At 78.2% G+C, this 19,597-nt stretch carries 22 protein-coding genes; 15 read left to right on the top strand and 7 right to left on the bottom strand.

The features are described from left to right. Nucleotides 1–123: 123 nt before the first annotated feature. The 6 genes from ACI796_RS19635 to ACI796_RS19610 all read left to right on the top strand — a co-directional run bounded on the left by ACI796_RS19635 (nt 124) and on the right by ACI796_RS19610 (nt 5,136). Nucleotides 124–1,440 carry a PRC-barrel domain-containing protein gene (locus tag ACI796_RS19635; protein WP_456942899.1) on the top strand — a complete coding sequence of 439 codons (1,317 nt, stop codon included), beginning with the start codon at nt 124–126 and terminating at the stop codon, nt 1,438–1,440. Between the two features lie 129 nt (nt 1,441–1,569). After that, nucleotides 1,570–2,568, top strand: coding sequence for a dihydroxyacetone kinase subunit DhaK (gene dhaK / locus ACI796_RS19630; protein ID WP_456942898.1), 999 nt, complete (start codon nt 1,570–1,572; stop codon nt 2,566–2,568). A gap of 14 nt (nt 2,569–2,582) precedes the next feature. Then, nucleotides 2,583–3,203, top strand: a complete 621-nt coding sequence (gene dhaL / locus ACI796_RS19625; RefSeq protein WP_456942897.1) for a dihydroxyacetone kinase subunit DhaL — start codon at nt 2,583–2,585, stop codon at nt 3,201–3,203. Further along, nucleotides 3,200–3,607, top strand: a complete 408-nt coding sequence (gene dhaM, locus ACI796_RS19620; protein WP_456926344.1) for a dihydroxyacetone kinase phosphoryl donor subunit DhaM — start codon at nt 3,200–3,202, stop codon at nt 3,605–3,607. The genes dhaL and dhaM overlap by 4 nt, the downstream gene beginning before the upstream one ends. A 61-nt stretch (nt 3,608–3,668) precedes the next feature. Then, nucleotides 3,669–3,995, top strand: coding sequence for a hypothetical protein (locus ACI796_RS19615; protein WP_456942896.1), 327 nt, complete (start codon nt 3,669–3,671; stop codon nt 3,993–3,995). Nucleotides 3,996–4,026: 31 nt separating this feature from the next. Then, a complete protein-coding gene (locus ACI796_RS19610; protein ID WP_456942895.1) occupies nt 4,027–5,136 on the top strand; it encodes a winged helix DNA-binding domain-containing protein in 1,110 nt (369 codons plus the stop codon). Here ACI796_RS19610 and ACI796_RS19605 read toward each other — a convergent pair whose 3' ends face one another. Further along, on the bottom strand, nt 5,137–5,802 hold the full coding sequence (locus ACI796_RS19605; protein WP_456942894.1) for a TetR/AcrR family transcriptional regulator: 666 nt from the start codon (nt 5,800–5,802) through the stop codon (nt 5,137–5,139). A gap of 64 nt (nt 5,803–5,866) precedes the next feature. Here ACI796_RS19605 and ACI796_RS19600 point away from each other — a divergent pair, with 64 nt between their 5' ends. After that, nucleotides 5,867–6,880 carry an NAD(P)-dependent alcohol dehydrogenase gene (locus ACI796_RS19600; RefSeq protein WP_456942893.1) on the top strand — a complete coding sequence of 338 codons (1,014 nt, stop codon included), beginning with the start codon at nt 5,867–5,869 and terminating at the stop codon, nt 6,878–6,880. 2 nt (nt 6,881–6,882) lie between these two features. On the opposite strand, the gene ACI796_RS19595 is transcribed toward ACI796_RS19600, so the two are convergent. After that, nucleotides 6,883–7,623 carry an ABC transporter permease gene (locus tag ACI796_RS19595; RefSeq protein WP_456942892.1) on the bottom strand — a complete coding sequence of 247 codons (741 nt, stop codon included), beginning with the start codon at nt 7,621–7,623 and terminating at the stop codon, nt 6,883–6,885. Beyond that, complete coding sequence (locus ACI796_RS19590) at nt 7,620–8,516, bottom strand: ABC transporter ATP-binding protein (RefSeq protein ID WP_456942891.1); 897 nt, start codon at nt 8,514–8,516, stop codon at nt 7,620–7,622. The genes ACI796_RS19595 and ACI796_RS19590 overlap by 4 nt, the downstream gene beginning before the upstream one ends. A 108-nt stretch (nt 8,517–8,624) precedes the next feature. On the opposite strand from ACI796_RS19590, the gene ACI796_RS19585 reads away from it, so the two are divergent. The 6 genes from ACI796_RS19585 to ACI796_RS19560 all read left to right on the top strand — a co-directional run bounded on the left by ACI796_RS19585 (nt 8,625) and on the right by ACI796_RS19560 (nt 12,265). Further along, nucleotides 8,625–9,746: a sensor histidine kinase gene (locus ACI796_RS19585; RefSeq protein ID WP_456942890.1), complete on the top strand. Its 1,122-nt coding sequence runs from the start codon at nt 8,625–8,627 to the stop codon at nt 9,744–9,746. Then, entirely contained in the window at nt 9,743–10,387 is a 645-nt protein-coding gene (locus ACI796_RS19580; protein ID WP_456942889.1) for a response regulator, read from the top strand. The genes ACI796_RS19585 and ACI796_RS19580 overlap by 4 nt, the downstream gene beginning before the upstream one ends. 70 nt (nt 10,388–10,457) lie before the next feature. Further along, nucleotides 10,458–10,961 (top strand): inorganic diphosphatase, encoded by a 504-nt coding sequence (locus ACI796_RS19575; RefSeq protein WP_456942888.1) that lies wholly within the window; start codon nt 10,458–10,460, stop codon nt 10,959–10,961. Nucleotides 10,962–11,003: 42 nt separating this feature from the next. Beyond that, nucleotides 11,004–11,450 carry a YdeI/OmpD-associated family protein gene (locus ACI796_RS19570; RefSeq protein ID WP_456942887.1) on the top strand — a complete coding sequence of 149 codons (447 nt, stop codon included), beginning with the start codon at nt 11,004–11,006 and terminating at the stop codon, nt 11,448–11,450. 201 nt (nt 11,451–11,651) lie between these two features. Beyond that, nucleotides 11,652–11,960 carry a hypothetical protein gene (locus ACI796_RS19565; protein ID WP_456942886.1) on the top strand — a complete coding sequence of 103 codons (309 nt, stop codon included), beginning with the start codon at nt 11,652–11,654 and terminating at the stop codon, nt 11,958–11,960. Then, nucleotides 11,957–12,265, top strand: a complete 309-nt coding sequence (locus tag ACI796_RS19560) for a hypothetical protein (RefSeq protein WP_456942885.1) — start codon at nt 11,957–11,959, stop codon at nt 12,263–12,265. The genes ACI796_RS19565 and ACI796_RS19560 overlap by 4 nt, the downstream gene beginning before the upstream one ends. A 5-nt stretch (nt 12,266–12,270) precedes the next feature. On the opposite strand, the gene ACI796_RS19555 is transcribed toward ACI796_RS19560, so the two are convergent. The 3 genes from ACI796_RS19555 to ACI796_RS19545 form a co-directional block, all read right to left on the bottom strand. Continuing rightward, entirely contained in the window at nt 12,271–13,326 is a 1,056-nt protein-coding gene (locus tag ACI796_RS19555) for a DUF2855 family protein (RefSeq protein ID WP_456942884.1), read from the bottom strand. 61 nt (nt 13,327–13,387) lie between these two features. Further along, complete coding sequence (locus tag ACI796_RS19550; RefSeq protein ID WP_456942883.1) at nt 13,388–14,221, bottom strand: class I SAM-dependent methyltransferase; 834 nt, start codon at nt 14,219–14,221, stop codon at nt 13,388–13,390. A gap of 98 nt (nt 14,222–14,319) precedes the next feature. Continuing rightward, nucleotides 14,320–17,172, bottom strand: a complete 2,853-nt coding sequence (locus ACI796_RS19545; protein ID WP_456942882.1) for an AfsR/SARP family transcriptional regulator — start codon at nt 17,170–17,172, stop codon at nt 14,320–14,322. A gap of 111 nt (nt 17,173–17,283) precedes the next feature. Between ACI796_RS19545 and ACI796_RS19540 the strand changes: the two genes are divergently transcribed. Further along, complete coding sequence (locus ACI796_RS19540) at nt 17,284–18,282, top strand: LLM class flavin-dependent oxidoreductase (RefSeq protein ID WP_456942881.1); 999 nt, start codon at nt 17,284–17,286, stop codon at nt 18,280–18,282. Nucleotides 18,283–18,284: 2 nt separating this feature from the next. On the opposite strand, the gene ACI796_RS19535 is transcribed toward ACI796_RS19540, so the two are convergent. Beyond that, nucleotides 18,285–18,989, bottom strand: a complete 705-nt coding sequence (locus ACI796_RS19535; protein WP_456942880.1) for a hypothetical protein — start codon at nt 18,987–18,989, stop codon at nt 18,285–18,287. Nucleotides 18,990–19,106: 117 nt separating this feature from the next. Here ACI796_RS19535 and ACI796_RS19530 point away from each other — a divergent pair, with 117 nt between their 5' ends. Continuing rightward, entirely contained in the window at nt 19,107–19,562 is a 456-nt protein-coding gene (locus tag ACI796_RS19530) for a hypothetical protein (RefSeq protein ID WP_456942879.1), read from the top strand. Nucleotides 19,563–19,597: the final 35 nt, after the last annotated feature.

The following is a 19,597-nucleotide window of genomic DNA, read 5'->3' as shown; positions in this document are numbered from 1 at the left end:
GTCCGGGCCGCCGCTGCGGGCTCCCGTGATCGGCACGGGTGGCGCCGGGACGACCGGGGTAGGGCCGCCCGGACGGCAGCGCCGGGCCATCCTGGCCCGGCCCCGAGAAGTGGGGAGGCGACCATGGCACTGCCCGAACGGGACTCCGTTGTCGACTGGGTCGGCAGGACGGTGGTCGACCGGCACGGCGCGGAGATCGGCACGGTGACGCACCTGCTCGCCGACGAGGGGACCGGCCGGCCGGAGTGGCTCTACGCGGACATGGCCGGCACGACGGTCGTCGTCCCGCTGTTCGACGCGACCGGCGAGGGCGACCGGGTGCAGGTGGTGGTCGACCGCGGGCTGGTCGACGGCGCCCCGCGCTTCGGCGACAGCCGCGAGCTGACCACCGAGCAGGAGTCCGCGCTCTACCGCCACTACGGCATCGAGGCGACCACCGAGACCTCCGAGACGCTGCTGCCGGCGCCCGACGCGGAGCCGCCGGCGACGACCGCCGTGGCGGTGTCCGGCGAGGAGGTGGCGCCCCTGCCCACGCCGGAGGCGGACGAGGAGCTCCCGCCCCCGCCGCCAGTGGCCCAGCCCGGCGACGACGACTTCGGTCGCGCCGACCGGCCGCAGGGCCGGTCCCTGGCCGCGCGCGCCGGCGGGGCCGCGGGCGGGCTCGCCGCGCTGCTGGCGCTGGGCGGCCTGCTGTTCGCGGTGCTGCGGCGACGCCGGCAGCCGGCGGCGACGGTGTCCCGCCGGGCCCGGCGCGGCGCGAAGGCCGCCCGGCGCACCGGGCGGGCCGCCGCCCGCCGGACCGGGCGGAAGGCCGCCCGCCAGGCGCGCGCGGTGCCGGCGGCCGGCCGGGCGCGGGTGGAGCACCTGGTGGCCGCGGCCGCGCCGGTGGTCGCCGACGCCGCCTCGTCGGTGCGGGAGGCCGCCCGCGGCGGCGCGTCCGCAGCCGGCCCCGTCGTGGCCGGCGCCGCACACCGCGTGAGCGAGGCGGCCCGCGGCGGCGCGTCCGCGGCCGGGCCGGTCCTGGCGACGGCCGCCCAGCGCGTTGGCGAGGTGACCCGGACCGGCGCCGCGGCGGCCGGCCCCCTGCTGGCCACCACGAGCCACGCGCTGCAGACCGGCGCCAGCGCCGGCGCGGAGGCCGCGAAGCAGGCCCTCGACGCCCTCCCGGAGCTCACGTCCACGGTGGTCGCCCGGGCCACCGAGGCCGGAACCGAGATCGGGCAGGCGGCCCTGCGCGCGGTCGCGCGGGTCGGCGGTGCGGTCGAGGCGGTGCCCGAGGAGGTCGCCGAGGTCGGCCACCGCATCCGCAAGCGCGGCCGGCGCGTCGCCCGGCTGTCCTCGCTGGGCGCCGGCCTGGGCACCGGCTACGTCGTCGGCGCCCGCTACGGCGACTACGCGCAGATCGAGCGGGCCGCCGCGCGCGTCACCGGCCGGGCCTGACCGTCGCACGGTGGCCCCCGGTGCAGGCCGCGGCCTGCACCCGGGGGCACCGCCTCGTTGTGCCGCGGATCACATGAGCCCTAGCCTCCGGGGCGGTCCCTGCTCGCCCTCCCCGAGGTCAGGTGCACGATGAAGAAGCTCATCAACGACCCCGCCGACGTCGTCTCCGACGCCCTGCGCGGCATGGAGCTGGCCCACCCGGACCTGCTGCGGGTCGACCACGAGAACCGGGTGGTGTTCCGCCGCGACGCGCCCGTGCAGGGCAAGGTCGGCATCGTCTCCGGCGGCGGTTCCGGTCACGAGCCCATGCACGGCGGCTTCGTCGGCCGCGGCATGCTCGACGCCGCGTGCGCCGGGGAGGTCTTCACCTCGCCCGTGCCCGACCAGATGCAGGCGGCCACCGCGGGCGTCTACAGCGGCGCCGGCGTGCTGCACATCGTCAAGAACTACACGGGCGACGTCATGAACTTCGAGATGGCCGCCGAGATGGTCGCCGCCGAGAGCGGCATCGAGGTGGCCACCGTCGTGGTCGACGACGACGTCGCCGTCACCGACAGCCTCTACACCGCCGGCCGCCGCGGGGTGGGCACCACGGTGCTGCTGGAGAAGATCGTCGGCGCCGCCGCGGAGGAGGGCCGGCCGCTCATCGAGGTGGCCGACCTGGCCAAGCGGGTCGACGACGCCGGACGCAGCATGGGCATGGCGCTCACCTCCTGCACCGTCCCCGCCGCCGGGACGCCCACCTTCCAGCTGGGCGACGACGAGATGGAGATCGGCATCGGCATCCACGGCGAGCCCGGCCGGCGCCGGGTGCCGCTGGCCCCCGCCCGCGAGGTCGCCGCGATGCTGGTCGAGCCGATCCTCGCCGACCGCCGGTACACCGACGGCGTCATCTGCTTCGTCAACGGCATGGGCGGCACCCCGCTGATCGAGCTGTACGTCGTCTACGCCGAGGTGGCCGCGATCCTGGAGAAGGCGGGGATCGGGGTCGCCCGGTCGCTGGTCGGGCCGTACATGACCAGCCTGGAGATGGCCGGCTGCTCGGTGACCCTCCTGCAGGCCGACGACGAGATGCTGCGGCTGTGGGACGCGCCGGTGGTCACCCCGGGCCTGCGCTGGGGGGCCTGAGCGTGGCGGTGGGCGTGGCGGACCTGACCGCCTGGCTGCGCCGGTTCGCGGAGTCCGTGCACGAGCAGCGTGACCGGCTGACCGCGCTCGACGCCGCCATCGGCGACGCCGACCACGGCGCCAACATGGACCGCGGCATGGCCGCCGTCGTCACCACGCTGGACGACGCCCCGCCGGCCGACGCCGCGGCGCTGCTCAAGAAGACCGGCGCCACCCTGGTGAGCAAGGTCGGCGGGGCCAGCGGCCCGCTGTACGGGACGCTGTTCCTGCGGATGGCCGGCGCGGCCGGCGACGGCGACCTCGACGACGCCGCGTTCGCCCGGGCGCTGCGGGCCGGCCTGGACGGCGTGGTCGCCCGGGGCAAGGCCGAGGCCGGCGACAAGACGATGGTCGACGCGCTGGGCCCGGCCTGCGACGCCCTCGACGCCGCGGTGGAGGCGGGCAAGCCGCTGGCCGACGCGCTCGCCGCGGCGGCGGAGGCGGCGGCGCAGGGCCGGGACGCGACCGTGCCGATGGTCGCCCGCAAGGGCCGGGCCAGCTACCTCGGCGAGCGCAGCGCCGGGCACCAGGACCCGGGGGCGACGTCGACGGCGCTGCTGCTCGAGGCCGCCGCGGCGACCCTGGGACGGTCGTGAGCGTCGGCCTCGTCGTCGTCTCGCACAGCCGGGCGCTGGCCGACGCCGCCGTCGAGCTGGCGCGGCAGATGCTGCCCGGGCGGGAGCTCGCGATCGCCGTCGCCGCGGGCACCGAGGACGGCGGGCTCGGCACCGACGCCGCCGCGGTGGCCGACGCCGTCGGGCAGGCCGACTCCGGCGACGGCGTCGTCGTGCTCATGGACCTCGGCAGCGCGGTGCTCTCGGCCGAGACCGCGCTGGAGTTCCTCGACGACGACGTCCGGTCGCGGGTGACGCTCTCGCCGGCGCCGCTGGTGGAGGGGCTGGTCGGCGCGGTCGTGCTGGCGTCGACCGGCGCCTCCCGGGCGCAGGTCGCCGCCGAGGCCGAGCGGGGGCTGGCGCCCAAGCAGGCGCACCTGGCGTGACGCCCGGGACACGTGTGACGACGGCCTTCCCGCCGGGTCGTCGGCGGCCGATGAGCCGGGCATGCGCGCCAGCCACGTCGCCACCGCCGCCGCCCTCGCCACTGCCGCCTTCACCGCCGGCCTGACCGCCGCGTCCGCGCTGCACCGCCGCGCCGGCCGCCCGGTCCCGGCTCCCGCCGCCGTGACCGCTCCCGAGGTGGCCGCGACGCGGGACGCCGTCGTCCTGCCCTTCCCCCGCCCGGCGCTGCCCGCCGAGCGGGTCCCCGCGGCCCCCGCCGCCCGGCCGGCCCGCTGCGGCGACACCGGCGGGGTGACGAGGGCGGGCGCGCCGTGCGCCGCCCGGGCCACCGGCGGCGGCCGCTGCCACCACCACCCGCTGGCCGCCTGACATCGTCGGTCCCCCGCGGTAGACAGCCGGGGTGGGTGCGCGCCGGGGAGCCGAGGTGCTCGACCGGCGCGCGCTCGGCCGCGCCACGCTCGCCCGGCAGCTGCTGCTGCGGCGGGACGGGCGCAGCGTCCTCGACGCGGTCGACCACCTCGTCGGGCTGCAGGCGCAGGAGCCGCAGGAGCCCTTCGCCGGGCTGTGGTCGCGGCTGACGGCGTTCCGGCCGGCCGAGCTCGACGACCTGCTGGAGTCGCGCCGCGTCGTCCGCACGCTGCTCATGCGCCGGACGCTGCACCTGGTCACCGCCGGCGACTGTCTGAGCCTGCGCCCGGTGCACCAGGCGATGCTCGTCGCCCGGGCGCGCGGCACGCTCGGGCGCCGGCTGCCCGGCGTGGAGTTCGGCGAGCTGGCCGCGGCCGGGGAGCCGCTGTTCGCCGAGGCGCCGCGGCTGCTGTCCGAGGTGGGCCGGCTGGTCGGCGACCGCTGGCCGGACGCCACGGCCCGCGACCTCGGCGACGCGCTGTCCAGCCTGGTGCCGCTGGTGCAGGTCCCGCCCCGGGGGCTGTGGCGGCAGCGCGCCCCGGCCCGGAACACCACGGTGCGCGCCTGGCTGGGGCGCGACCCCGGGGACGGGCCGCCCGACGTCGTCCTCGGCGACCTGGTGCTGCGCTACCTGCGCGCGTACGGGCCGGCGGCGACCGCGGACCTGCGGTCCTGGTCCGGCCTGAGCGGTCTCCCGGCGGTCGTCGCCCGGCTGCGGCCGCGGCTGCGGACCGCCCGCGACGAGCGCGGCCGCGAGCTGCTCGACGTCCCCGACGGCCTCCTCCCCGACCGCGACGAGCCCGCGCCGGTGCGCTTCCTGCCCGCGTTCGACAACGCGGTCCTCGGCTACGACGACCGGTCCCGCCTGGTCGCCGACGAGCACCGCGGCCTGAGCGTGGCCGGCGCCCGCCTCGTCCTCGTCGACGGCACCGTGGCCGCCACCTGGACGACCCGCGACCGGGACGACGGCGGCGTCGCGCTGACCGTGCAGCCGCTGCGGCAGCTCACCCCGGCCGAGCGCGACGACGTCGAGGCCGAGGGCGCCGACCTCGCCGCCTTCCTCGGCGACGGCGTGCCCGGCGCGGTCGCGGTGACCGGCTGATCAGGCGGCCACGTCCCGCAGCGCACGCTCGAGCCCGTCGAGCACGAGGTCCAGGCCGTAGCCGAACTCCGCTCCGTAGTCGTAGCCGGGCCGCAGCACGTGCTCGGTCGTGAACTCCGCGAGGTGCGGGTAGGTCTCGGTGAACCGGACCATCAGCTCCGCCGCGAACTCGGCGGTCTCCGCCGGCGTCTGGAACGGCAGCGCGCGCTCCTGCAGCGCGAAGCCGTACACGTAGCTGTCGATGGCCGAGTACGCGTGCGCCGCCAGCTCCACGGGGAAGCCGGCCGCGCGCAGGCAGCCGAGGACGGCGTCGTGGTGGGCGAGCGTCGCGTGCCCGGGCGAGCGCCGGGACTCCAGGAGCCCGACGGCCCACCGGTGCCGCGCCAGCGCCGCCCGCACGGCGTCGGCGCGCTCGCGCATCGCCGCCCGCCAGCCGGCCCCGGTGTCGGGCACCGGCACCTCGGCGAAGACGAGGTCGACCATGCCGTCGAGCAGGTCGTCCTTGCCGCTGACGTGGTGGTACAGCGACATCGCCTCCACCCCGAGGGCCTCCCCGAGCCGCCGCATGGTCAGCGCGCCGACGCCGTGCTCGTCCGCGAGCGCCACGGCGGCCTGCAGCACCCGGTCCCGGCTCAGCGCCTTCCCGTTCAGTCGGCGTCCCGGCACCTTGACGACCTTACGCCGTAAGGTGCAGCCTTACGGCGTAAGTCACCCGCGCGGAGGAGGAGCCATGTCCGGACAGTCCGCCGTCGTCCCGTCCCTGATGACCGCGGTGGTGCAGCAGCGCTACGGGCGTGATCCCGAGGGCCTGCTCGCCGTCGGGGAGGCGGCCGTGCCCCGGCCGGGCGAGGGCGAGGTCCTCGTGCGCGTGCTGACCTCCAGCGTCGACCGCGGCACCTGGCACCTGATGGCCGGTCTCCCCTACCCGGTGCGGGCGGTGTCGGGCCTGCGCCGGCCGAAGACGCCGAACCCGGGCGTGAGCCTGGCCGGGGAGGTCGTCGCCACGGGCAGCGGGGTCGCCGGCCTCGCCCCCGGCGACCGGGTGTACGGGATCGGCCGGGCCACGTTCGCGGAGTACGCCGTCGCGCCCGCCCGGAAGCTCGCGCCGCTGCCGCCCGGCCTCACCCCCGAGCAGGCCGCCACCGTGCCGGTGTCCGGGCTCGCCGCCCTGCAGGCGGTGCGCGACCACGGCCGCGTCGAGGCCGGGCAGCGGGTCCTGGTGCTGGGTGCGTCCGGCGGCGTGGGCGGCTTCGCCGTGCAGGTCGCGCGGGCCGCCGGCGCCGAGGTGACCGGGACGGCGAGCACCGCCAAGGTCGACCTCGTCCGCGGCCTGGGCGCGCACACCGTCGTCGACCACACCCGGCAGGACCCGCTGGACGGCGGCGTCCGCTACGACGTCGTCCTCGACACCGGCGGCAACCGCCCGCTGCGCGCGCTGCGCCGCGCGCTCACGCCGCACGGGCGGCTGGTGATCGTGGGCGGGGAGAACGGCGGCCGGTGGCTGGGCGGGACGGACCGCCAGCTGCGCGCCCAGGCGCTCTCGCCGTTCGTCGGGCAGCACCTGGGCACCTTCGTCTCCCGGGAGGACGGGGCGGACCTGCGGGAGCTCTCGGCGCTGGTCGGGGCCGGCGCGCTCACCCCCGCCGTCGACCGGGTGTTCCCGCTGGAGGAGGCGGCCGCGGCCGTCCGGCACCTCCTCGACGGCGCGGCGCGCGGCAAGGTGGCCCTCCGCGTCGCCGGCTGACCTCACGCGTCGCGCCGGCGCAGCGCCCACCACGCCAGCAGCGCGGCGGTGGTCGCCCACAGCGTCAGGACGCCCAGCCCGGCGAGCGATCCGAAGACGTCGACCGGGCGGGCGTGCAGGCGGACGGCGACCGCGCCGGCGCGGTCGGGCAGGAAGACCGCGGCCCGCTGCAGTCCGGGGACCAGCTCCAGCAGCGGCGAGACCAGGAAGAGGAACGGGACCAGCAGGCCCAGCGCGAGCGCCTGGTCGCGCAGCAGCAGGCCCGCGGCCGTGCAGACGACGGCGAGCAGCGTCGGGTACAGCGCGGCCGCGACGGTCGCGCGGAGCATCCCCGGCGTCGACAGGGAGACGCCCGGCGCGCCGAGCGACGCCTGGGTGACCAGCAGGGTGGCGACGGCGGTGACCGCGGCGGTCGCCAGCACCAGGCCCGCGCCGACGGTCAGCTTCGCGGCCAGGAAGGCGCCCCGCCGCGGCACGGCGAGCAGCGAGGTGTGCACGGTCTGCCGGGCGTACTCCCCCGCGGTCAGCAGCACCGCGAGCACGACCACCGCGACGTGGCCGAAGTTCAGGCCGTAGAAGGCGATCACCGCGGGGTCGTAGTCGGGTTCGGCGGCCTCGACGTCGCCGACCGCGGCGACGACGCCCACGCCGATGCCGGCGACCGCGACGGCGTAGACGAGCAGGGTCACCCACGTCGAGCGCAGCGTCGTCGCCTTGACCCACTCGGCGCGCAGCGCGCTCACGCCGTCTCCCCGGCCGGCGCGGTGAGCGCGAGGAAGGCGTCCTCCAGGGACCGGCCGTCGGCGCCGAGCTCCACCAGCGGGACGCCGTGCCGGGCCGCGACCGCGCCGACGGTCCGTGCGTCGACCCCGGCCACCCGCAGCGCGCCGTCGTCGGTGGGGGCCACGGTCGCCCCCGCGGCGGCGAGCAGGCCGCGCAGCCGCTCGGGCTCGGCGGTGCGGACCCGCACCCGCCGCCCGGTGTGCTCGGCGAGGAAGGCGTCCAGCGGCGTGTCGGCCAGCAGCCGGCCCCGGCCGACCACGAGCAGCCGGTCGGCGGTGCGCGCCACCTCGCCCATGAGGTGGCTGGAGAGCAGGACGGTGCGGCCCTCGGCGGCGAGGTCGCGCAGGGTGGTCCGCAGCCAGCGGATGCCCTCGGCGTCCAGGCCGTTGGCCGGCTCGTCGAGCAGCAGGAGCGGCGGGTCGCCGAGCAGGGCCGCGGCGACGCCGAGCCGCTGCCGCATGCCGAGCGAGAAGCCGCGGACCCGGCGGTCGGCGGCGGCGCGCAGGTCGACCAGGTCCAGGACGGCGCGCACCCGGTGCGCGGGCAGGTCGTTGCTCGCGGCCAGCCAGCGCAGGTGCTGACGGGCGGTGCGCCCCGGGTGGGCCGCGGCGCTGTCGAGCAGGGCGCCCACCGTCCGCAGGGGCGCGGCCAGGTCGGCGTAGGCATGGCCGGCCACCGTCGCGGTGCCGGCGGTGGGCCGGTCGAGTCCGAGCAGCACCCGCAGCGTCGTCGACTTGCCCGCCCCGTTGCGGCCGAGCAGGGCGGTGACGCTGCCCGGCGGGACGTCGAAGGTGAGGTCGTCCACCGCGACGACCGGTCCGTACCGCTTGGTCAGGCTCCGCACCTCGATCACGGGCCCACCGTCGCGCCCTGCGCCGGCGGTGCGCCTCCCCCGCGGGGTCCGGCCGCCTCCCTCCCGCGCGGGAGGTCCGGACGGCCGGCGGCGCGCCATGATCGGGGCATGCGCGCGGTGCTCCGTCCGGTGACCAGCAGGTCGACCTGGACCCGCGCGGTGCACCTGGCCCTGGGCGCCTGGCTCGCCGTCGCCTGCGCGCTGGTGTGGCCCGGGCTGGACGACGCCTCGCCGCGCACCCTCGCCGGCCTCTACCTCGCGCCGCTGCCGCTGCTGGCGGTGCTGGCCTGCGTCCCGGCGGTGCGCCGCAGCGAGGGCGTGCAGGCGCGGGCGCTGCTGCTGCCCGGCGACGACGACGTGACGGTGGAGCCCGCCCGCACCTGGGCCGAGCGCGGCCGGCTGCTGGCCTGGCTGGTCGCCCGGGTGACGCTCGGGGTGCTCGCCGCGGAGGTCACCGCGCTCGCCGTGTGGGCGGTGGCGGCCCGGTGGCCGCTGGCGGTCGTGGTGGCGCCCGCCTGGGCCTACGCCCTCGCCGGGCTCGGCGCGCTCACCGCCGCGGCCGCCCGGGTGCTGCTGCACCCCTCGGCCGCCGAGCGGCTGGCCGCGCAGCGGGCCCGCACCGAGCGGCTGCTCGAGCGCACCCGGCTGGCCGCGGACCTGCACGACTCGATCGGCCACGCGCTCACCGTCACGCTGCTGCAGGCCGGCGCCGCCCGGGACGTCGCCGGCGCCGACCCCGCCTTCGCCGACCGCGCGCTCGCCGCCATCGAGGACAGCGCCCGCTCCGCGCTGGGTGACCTGGAGCGGGTCCTCGCGCTGCTGCGGGACAGCGCCCCGCCGCCGCGGGCCCCGACGCTGGCCGACGTCGACGCGCTGGTGCGCTCGGCCGAGGCGGCCGGGGCGCGGGTCGACGTCCGGGTGACCGGCGCGGTCGCGGAGCTGCCGGAGGTCCTGTCCCGGGAGGCCTACCGGATCGTGCAGGAGGCGCTCACCAACGCCCTCCGGCACGCCGGGCCCGTGCCCGTGCGGCTGCGCGTCGACGCCGGCCCGCACGCGCTGGCGATCGACGTCGGCAACCCGGTTCCGGTGCCCGTGCCGGCCGCGACCGGCGGCAGCGGCGTCCGCGGGCTGCGCGAGCGCGCCGCCGGGCTCGGTGGCACCGCCGTCGCCGGGCCGGCCGACGACGGCTGGCGGGTCGAGGTGCGGCTGCCCCTGGCCGGGCCCGCGTGACGATCCGGGTGCTGCTCGTCGACGACGAGGAGCTGGTGCGCGGCGGGCTGCGGGCGGTGCTCGCCGCCCGCGACGACGTCGAGGTGGTCGGCGAGGCCGCCGACGGCGCCGTCGTCGTGCCGCTGGCCGCCCGGCTGCGTCCCGACGTCGTCGTGATGGACGTGCGGATGCCGCTGGTCGACGGCATCCAGGCCACCCGGGACCTGCGGCGCCGGCTGCCGGACCCGCCGCGGGTGCTGGTGCTGACGACGTTCGGCGACGACGAGAACGTCTACGCGGCCCTGTCCGCCGGCGCCGACGGGTTCCTGCCCAAGCGGGCGCGGCCGGCCGAGATCGCCGACGCCGTCCGGGTCGTCGCGCGGGGCGAGAGCCTGCTGTTCCCTGCGGCGATCCGGGCGCTGGCCGCGCGGCACGCGCCGGCGCAACGGGACCGGCCGGCGCCGGAGCTGACCGGGCGCGAGCGGGAGGTCCTGCTCCTGGTGGCGCGCGGGCTGTCCAACGGCGAGATCGCCGGCGAGTTGTACCTGGGCCTGCAGACGGTGAAGACCCACGTCAGCAGCCTGCTGCGCAAGCTCGGCGCCCGGGACCGGACCCAGGCCGTGATCGCCGCCTACGAGTCCGGGCTCGTCCCCCTGCGCTGACCTCCGGGTTGCCGGGGAGCAGGTCCTGGGCCAGGGTCGCCTCGCGGTCCCGGCCGGAGGAGGGTGCCCCGTGGAAGCCGACGTGATCGTCGAGATCCCCAAGGGTTCGCGGAACAGGTACGAGTACGACCACCGGCTCGGCCGCATCCGGCTGCTCCGGATGCTGTTCACCGCCACCGGCTACCCCGGCGACTACGGGTTCGTCCCGGACACCCTCGCCGAGGACGGCGAGCCCATCGACGCCCTGCTGCTCCTCGGCGAGCCGACCTTCCCCGGCTGCCTCGTACGCGCCCGGGTCATCGCGGTGTTCTGGGTGCACGACGAGCGCGGCCCGGACGCGAAGCTGCTGTGCGTGCCGGCGAGCGACCCGCGGATGGAGCACCTGCAGGAGCTCGAGGACGTGCCCATCCACCAGGTCGCGGAGATCTGGCACTTCTTCGAGATCTACGAGGCGCTGACGCCGGAGAAGTCGGCGGAGACCCGCGGGTGGGAGCGCCGGGCGCAGGCCGTCGCGGCGCTGGAGGACGCGCGGCGGCGGTTCGCCGAGCAGGCCGCCGGTGGGACGGACGGGTGACGGGGGCTTCCGCCGGGACGGCCCGGACGCCAGGGTGACCGGGTGACCCAGGAGCTGCGGCTGACCACCACCCTCGCACCCCGCGGCCCGGCGGCCGCCATCGTGCTGACCGACGAGCAGGCCGCCGGCCTCGGCGGCGGCGCCAAGGCGTTCCCCGTCCGGGTCACCGTCAGTGGGGTGACCGTGGAGGGGCGGGTCGCGCGGATGGGCGGCGAGAACCTCATCGGGTTGAGCAAGGAGCGCCGGGCCGCCCTCGGGGTGGCCACCGGCGACACCGTCGACGTCGTCGTCGCCCCCGACCGGGCAGAGCGCACCGTCGAGGTGCCGCCGGACCTGGCCGAGGCGCTGGCCGCGGCGGGCGTGCGGGAGGCCTTCGACCGGCTGTCGCACACCCACCGCAAGGAGCACACGCGGTCGGTGACCGACGCGAAGAAGCCGGAGACCCGCGCCCGCCGGGTGAGCGCCGTCGTGGCCGCCGTCTCGGGCTGAGGGGCTCCCCACTCGTTACGGACGATCTCGTCTCACCAAGGGCGGGCGGTCGCGCGCGCACGGTGACGGGCACACCCGCCCGGCTCCGGGCGGCAGGCCGGGTGCCTTCCGGGCCGGCCCGGGAGGCACCCACACTGTGCGCGCGCCCTGCGTCGGGCACCTGTCGCACCGGCGGCAGTTCCTCAGAGTCGAGGTGCTCCCATGACGCAACCCACCCCCTGCCCGATCCTCGATCTCACCCTCGGGCCGCTGGACCTGGACCTGCTGGGCCTCCACGTGCACCTCAACGAGGTGGTCCTCGACATCGAGGCGATCCCCGGCCCGGGCAACCTGCTGGGCAACCTGCTGTGCGCGATCGCCGGGCTCCTCGACGGCGTCGACCTCGGCGGCGTCCTGGGCAACCTGCTGCAGGAGCTGATCGACGCGATCATCCGCCTGCTCGAGGGCATCGGCGGGGGCGGCGGCGGAGGCGGCGGCACCGCGCCGGTCACGCAGCCGGCGGCGGCGTGACCGGCCCCGAGGACCCCGCGCCCGCGGCGGCCGCCGCAGCGGAGCTGGAACGGCTCCAGGAGCTGCTCCGGCGGGCCGGCCGGGAACGGGCCGACCCGGGCGAGGTCGCGCGGGCGGTCGGGGACTACTGGCGTCACCACGGCCCGGCGCTGCAGACGGCGGCGGCCGCCCTCGGCGACGCCGCGCGGGGGCAGCTGCTGGCCCAGCTCTACCGGATGCGGGACGAGCTCGGCCGGCAGCTGCAGGGTCAGCGCGCGTCGGCGCCCCGGCCGCCGGAGCCGGGGACCGCGGACGGGCCGGGCTGAGGCGCTCAGAGGGAGAGGACCAGCCCGCGACGCGGGTCGAGGTCGCCGTCGAGCAGCGCCGTCCACGCCTCGGTGAACGCCTGCGCGCCGGTGCGGTGCTCGACGGCGAGCAGCCCGGGCGCCCGGCTCGCGGCGAACTCCGGCCACGCGACCCCGATCCGGCGGGCGGACGACGGGTCTGCACCGGCCGCCGCGTCCGCCGCGGAGAACACCTCCGGCTCGGGCCCGGGCAGGCCGCTGCTCTCGAACGACGCCCGCGTCCAGTGCGTCGCGCCGACCACGACGGAGGCGCGCAGGACGCCCGCGGTGCGGCGGTGCACCGCCGCGCGCACGTCCGGGTCGCCGGCGAGGTCGACCAGCACGACGCCGCGGTCCACCGGCAGGGCCTCGACCTCCTCGTAGGTCAGCACCCGGTCGTAGAGGCCGAGCGCCGCGGTGGCCGCGGCGTGCCGGGACGACGTCAGCCCGACCAGCGCCGGCGGGTCCCCGTGCGCCCGGAGCGCCGCCGCGGTGCACACGGCGGTCCGGCTCGACGCCGAGGTCAGGACCACCACCCCGGGCCCCTCCCGGGCCACGCGGTCGGCGAGCAGCCACCCGGTCTGGAACAGCGGCCGCAGCACCGCCGCGACGTCGTCGTGCTCCGGCGGGAAGCCCGCCTCCGGCAGGGCGCGGGCGTAGCGGGCGTAGACCCGGGGCAGGGAGGCGCGGGCGGCCGAGCGGTCGGCCAGCCCACCCGGGCCCGCGGCCACCTCGAGGGTGACCCGGCTCGACGTCGGCCAGAAGCCGAAGAAGCGGTCCCCCGCGGCGACGCCGTCGACGCCGGAGGCCGTGGCCCGGCCGAAGCCCCAGACCGGGACCCGGCCCCAGCCCTCCGGCGCGGGGAAGTGGTCCCAGTACCGCCAGGAGTCGCCCAGGACGGCGTAGGTGAGGTTGTTGGCGGTCAGCCCGAAGCGCTCGACGGCGAACTGCACCGTGCCCGCGGCCGCCTCGGTCCGCAGCGGCTCCCCCGGGTCGCAGCGCACGGTCCGCAGGTCGTCGCGCCGGACGAGGACGTCGACCACGTCGCCCCTCCCCTCTCGTGGCGAGCCGGCGCCGGGCTCCCCCGGCGCCGGCCGGTGGATCTCACGCGCGGCGCGCGGTGAGCAGCAGGTACTCCCAGTCGAGGACGACGCCGTCGGTGCCGCGGTCGTACCGGGCGGCCAGCGCGGCGAGGTCGTGGTCGAGCGCGGCGACCCGCTCGGGGTCGTCGCCGACGTTGCGGTAGGTCGCGATCGTCGGCCCGTAGACCGTCTTCCACGAGTCCCGCCACGCCTCCGGCGACGGGTAGCCGCCGACCGTCACGGTCTGCCGGCGGGCGACGACGTCGGTGACGCGGTCGCCGAGCAGGTCGCGCACGTGCTGCTCGTCGCCCCACAGCGGCGGCGGCTGCGCGCCGGGCGGCGGCGGGGGCGCGTAGGGCCTCATGGTCCGGAACATCTCGCCGACGAAGCCCTCCGGCGTCCAGCTGACCAGCCCGATCCGCCCGCCGGGGCGGCACACCCGCACCAGCTCGTCGGCGGCCTGCCGGTGGTGCGGCGCGAACATCACGCCGACGCAGGAGAGGACGACGTCGAAGCTCGCGTCCGGGTAGGGCAGCGCCTCGGCGTCGCCCTCCTCCCACGTCACCTCGGCGCCCTCGCTGGCGGCGAAGGCGCGGCCGGCCGGGAACAGCTCCGGCGTGAGGTCGGAGGCCACGACCTCGGCGCCGGTCAGCGCGGCGGGCACGGCGGCGTTGCCCGTGCCGGCCGCGACGTCCAGCACCCGGTCCCCGCGGCCCACGCCGGCCGCGGCGACCAGGACCCGGCCCAGCTCCGGGATGAGGTCCCGGGCCACGGACGGGTAGTCGCCCAGCGCCCACATCGCCCGGTGCTTCGCCTTCAGCGCGCGGTCGGCGGTGGCGTCGATGGTGTCGGTCATCGGGAGTGCTCCTCGTCGTCGGTGCGGGGTGGCCCCGCGGTGTGCCGACGACGCTGGTGCCGGCGGGTTGCAGACCGCGTGCACCGCGGATGCACCGGTCATGCACCGGCCTCCCCGGCGGCGACCCGGCCGAGGGCGGCGCGGGCCTGCGCGACCGCCGCCGCCTCGGCGGAGCGGGGGTCGCCGGCGGGCGCGCCCTCGGCGGGCGGGCCGAGCGGGGAGGGCTTGCCCGCCGCCACCAGGCACGCGTGCAGGGCCGCGGCGTCGGACTCCGCGCCCACCCGCTGCAGCAGCCGGGCGACGTAGCGCAGGTCCAGCCACTGCTGCGTCGAGTCACCGACCCGGTCCCAGTGGTCGATGACGGTGAGCAGCGCGCGGGCGGCCGCCGCCGGGTCGCCGTGCACCGCCCGGGTCGCGGCCGCCTCCATCAGCGCGATGCCGTGCCACCAGAAGTTGTGCACGGCCGCGGCCAGCGCACCCGCCTCGTCGAACAGCGCCAGCGCCCGGTCGGGATCGGACTTCTTGAGCACCAGGCCGAGGGCGTAGCGGGCCATGGACTGCGCCGTCGGGTTGGCGGTGGCCTCGGCGACGTCCAGGCTCTCCCGGGCGGCGGCCAGCCCCTCCTCCGGGCGGCGGCGCACCGCCTGGCACACGGCGACGTAGTAGAGCGTCCACACCAGCCGGATCCGGTCGCCGTCGGCCCGGGCCCGCTCCGCCTCGGCCGTGTAGTGCGCCAGCGCGGTCCCGGAGTCGCCCTCGTAGAGCGCGACGTCGGCGAGCACGTCGCCCGGGTGGGCGATGCGGGCGGTGCCGGGCAGTGGCAGCCGGCCGCCGGCGAGGCGGGCCGTGGCCCGGGCGTGCGCGAAGTCGCCGCGGTTCCACGCGCCCCGGGCGGCCGCGCCCACGGCGGCCGGGTACAGCGGGTGGCCGGGGTCCACGACGGGCAGCAGCTGCTCGGCCCAGGCGTACGCCTCGTAGCCGACCCGCAGGTGCACCAGCTCGGGCACGGCCGCGACCAGCCGCACGGCCAGGTCCCACTCCCGGTCGGCGGCGGCGCGGGTGAACGCGGCGCGCAGGTCGTCGTAGACGCCGAGGGCCTCCTCCGCCCACGCCCGCTCGTCCGGTCCCTGCAGCCCCGCCCCGGCCCGCTCGGCGTAGTCGACGTGGTGGGCGACGTGCCGCCGGGCCAGCTCCGCGGACTCACCCGCGGCCGCCGCCTGCGACCGGCCGTAGGCCCGCAGGGTCTCCAGCAGTCCGTAGCGGCTGTGCACCCCGCTGCGGGCGACGACCATGGACCGGTCCACCAGCCGGGTCAGCCGGTCGAGGACGTCGTCCTCGGTCGCGTCGGGGTCGGCGACGGCGTGCACGGCGCGCAGGTCGGCCCCGCCGGCGAACACCGACATGCCGCGGAACAGCCGTTGCTCGTCCTCGGGCAGCAGCCGGTAGGACCACTCGATCGCGGCCACCAGGCTCTGGTGCCGGGGCACCGGCCCGCGCCCGCCGCCGAGCAGCGGGGCGTCCTCCAGCCGGGCGGCCACCTCACCCGGGCTCATCACCCGCATCCGGGCTGCGGCCAGCTCGATGCCCAGCGGCAGGCCGTCGACGCGGCTGCAGATGGCGGCGACGGCGTCGGCGGCCGCGGGGTCGAGGCGGAAGTCCGGCGTCGCGGCGCGGGCGCGCTGGACGAACAGCGCGGTGGCGTCCGCCAGTGGCAGCGGCGGCACCGGCCACACCTGCTCGCCGTCGACGCCGAGGGGCTCCCGGCTGGTCGCCAGCACCACCACGCGCGGGCAGCGCTGCACCACCTCGGCGACGAGCGCCGCGGCGTGCGGCAGCACGTGCTCGCAGTTGTCGACGACGAGCAGCAGCGACCGCGCGCGCAGGTAGTCGAGCACGGTCTCCTCGACCGACAGCCCCGACCGCTGCCGGATGCGCAGCGCCGCGGCGACGGCGTCCCCGACCGGGCTGCCGTCGGGCAGGGCGGCGAGCTCGCACAGCCACACGCCGTCGTCGAACCGCGCCCGGTCCCGGGCGGCGACCTCCACCGCGAGCCGGGACTTCCCCGTCCCGCCGACGCCGGTCAGCGTCACCAGCGGGCCCGCCTGCAGCGCGTCCAGGACCCGCGCGACCTCGGACTCCCGGCCGACGAACCCGCTGGCCCGGCGGGGCAGGTTGCCCGGCGGCGGCCGCGCGGCCAGGGCGGGGTCGTGCACGAGGATCCGCCGGTACAGCTCCCGGGCCGGCGCGGCGGGTTCCACCCCCAGCTCGTCGTCGAGGCGGGCGCGCAGCTCGTGGAAGGCGGCGAGCGCGTCGGCCTGGTGCCCGGTGGCGTACCGCGCCCGCATCAACGCCACCGCCGGCCGCTCCCACGTCGGGTGGCGGCGCACCAGCGCCTCGAGCTCGGGCACCGCCTCGGCGGCGCGGCCGAGCTCGACCAGCGCGTCGGCGCGGTCGGCGGCGGCGCCGGTGCGCAGCTCGGTCAGCCGGGCGGCCTCCGCGGCGGCGAAGTCGTCGTCGGCGAACTCGGCGAGCGCGTCGCCCCGCCACAGCGCCAGCGCGGCGTCGAGGTCGGCCAGCGCCCGCGCGGAGTCGCCCGCCGCGGCGGCCGCGCGGGCGGTGCGGACCCGCTGCTCGAACTCGGCGGCGTCCAGCGTCGCGCCGTCGAGGTCCAGGCAGTAGCCGGGCGGGCGGTGCCGCAGCGGGGCGGCGTCGCCGAGGACGCCGCGCAGCCGGGAGACGTAGGCGCGCATCGCGGTGACCGCGCCGTCGGGCGGGGCGTCGCCCCAGACCGCGGCGAGCAGCCGGTCGGCCGGCACCACCTCGCCGCGGGCGACCAGCAGCGCCGCGAGCAGGGTGCGCGGCTTGTGCCCGCCGACCGCGACCGGCCCGGAGCCGTCCTCGACCTGCAGCGGGCCGAGGACCCGGAAGTGCAGGTGCGTCGCACCGGTCATCGCTGCCTCGCCTGCAAGCGGACTGCAACGGGTCCGGCCGACCCTAGCGGCGGCCCCGGGAGCGCGACCAGACGCGGACCGGCTCCCGGCAAGCACGAGGAGGGCTGCACCATGACCGCACCGACCCGGCGGCTCGCCGTCGGCGTGACCCCGATGGAGACCCGACCCGACGTCGTCCTGCACCTCGCCGACCGCGCGGAGGAGCTGGGCTACGAGGCGTTCCTGCTGGCCGAGGGCTGGGCGCACGACGCGCCGGTGCTGCTCGCCGCCATCGCCACGCGGACCCGGCGGATCCGGCTCGGCACCGGCGTGCTGAACGTGTGGGGGCGCAGCCCGGCGCACCTGGCGATGCTCGCGTCGTCACTGGACACCCTGTCCGGCGGCCGGTTCGTCCTCGGCCTGGGCGCGGGCTCGCCGCAACTGGCCGAGGGCCTGCACGACGAGCCGTTCACCGCACCGGTCGCCCGCCTCGGCGCGGTCACCCGGCAGGTGCGTGCGCTGCTGGCCGGCGAGCGCGTGACGCCGTCGAGGCCGGGCGGGCAGCGGCCGCTGCGGCTGGCCATGCCGCCGCGTCCGTACCTCCCCGTGCACCTGGCCGCGCTCGGTCCCGCCGCCGTGCGGCTGGCCGGGGAGGTGGCCGACGCCTGGTACCCGTTCCTGCTCCCCCGGTCCGGCCTCGCGGCGGGCCTCGCCCTGCTGCGCGAGGGTGCCGCGGGCGCGGGCCGTCCGGTGCCGCTGGTCAGCCCCGGCATCCCGGTGGCGGTGGCCGACGACCCGGCGGTCGCCCGGGCGACGGCGTCGTGGTGGCTGACCACCTACCTGACGGCGATGGGCCCGCTCTACCCGAGGACGATGCGCCGCGCCGGTCTCGGTGCCGCCGTCGACGCGGTGCTGGCCGCCGGGCCCGGCGAGGTGCCGCCGGGCGCGGACGTGCTGGTCGACGAGCTCCTGCTGCACGGCGACGCCGGCACCGCGGCGACCGCGCTCGACGCCTGGCGCGCGGCCGGCGCCGAACTGCCCGTCGTCGTCCTGCCCCCGGGGCGGCCGGTGGCCGAGCTGGACGCCGCGCTCGAGGCGCTCAGCCCGCAGCGGGCGCCCGTGCCGGCGTGACCTCAGGGGCCGCCGGTCAGCAGGAGCTGCTCGAGGAGGTCGGGCGCGGACACCAGCACGAGCCCGCCCAGCACCGCCGGCACCGTCCAGGCGGCGATGCCCGGCAGCTGACACGGGGCCCGGACGGCCACGACCAGGACGGCGAGGACCCCCAGGACCGCGAACCCGACGACGACCGGGGCCTCGCCCGGGTACGAGGAGGCGCGCCGGTACGCGTCGGCCACGAGCAGCCCGACGGCGGCCGCCGCGCCGACCGAGCCCGCGCGGCCCCCGGTGCCGATGCCGGCGAAGACGGCGCCCAGCACGACTCCCGCCACCCCGGCGAGGACCAGCCACTGCGCGACCTGGCCGGGATCCACCGCGTACGGCATCCCCGGGTACTCGATGCCGTGGACGACGTCCTTGCCGACGTAGAAGGCCGGCACCGCGGCCGCCAGCGCCAGGGACGAGATCACGACGGCCCGCAGGCGCGGCTGCCGGGCGCTGAGCAGGGCGACCGTGGTGGTCCACAGCCCGAAGGTGTGCGACAGCGGGCGGAGGAGGTCGTCGTGGTAGGCCCAGGCGGCGAAGGCCCCGGTGAGCACGCCGGCGGTCACCGCGACGAGGAACCGCAGCCGGGACGCCCGCGGCGGTGCAGCAGTCCCGGCGACCTGCCCGTCCACCCGCACCTCCGGTCCCTCGGCCGACGGCAGCGTGGCCGACGGCACCGTGGCAGTCGTCCGGACCGGCCGCAAGGAGCCGGGCCGGTGCGAGGGCGTCCACGGGTTGGCTCGCCTCCACCTGGGTAGCGGCGGCGGGAGCGACCGACCAGAGGGAGGACGGACATGGGCAAGCTGTCGTTGGGACTGGGCCTCGGGGTCGGCTTCGTGCTGGGTGCACGGGCCGGACGCGAGCGGTACGAGCAGATCGCGAAGACGGCGCGGGACCTGCTGGGCCGGCCGGAGGTGCAGCAGACGCTGGAGAAGGCCCGCGAGGCCGCGCCCGCCCCGCTGCAGGGGAGCATCGACAAGCTCACCGGCCAGGCGTCCGGGGGCAGCAGCACGGGCGGTGGCATGAGCGGTGGCACGAGCGGTGGCACCGTCGACGCCGGGACGCTGGCTGCGGGCAGCAACGCCGACGCGGTGGTCCCCCCGACCCCGCCGACGGTCGCCGAGGCGTTCGTCCTCGAGGACGCCGACGTCGAGACGCCGACCACCCCGGCCGCGGACACGCGGACGACCGGGGGGACGGCCGGCCCGGTGCCGGACCCGCTGATCCCGCCCGCCAAGTCCGGCCAGTAGCCGGGAGGCTGCTCGCCCCGTCTCCTCCGGGGTGT

The sequence above is a fragment of the Geodermatophilus sp. SYSU D00525 genome (genome assembly GCF_054050475.1).
The sequence above is the reverse complement of the archived record's forward strand: the minus strand, read 5'-3'. Positions and strand labels throughout refer to the sequence as shown.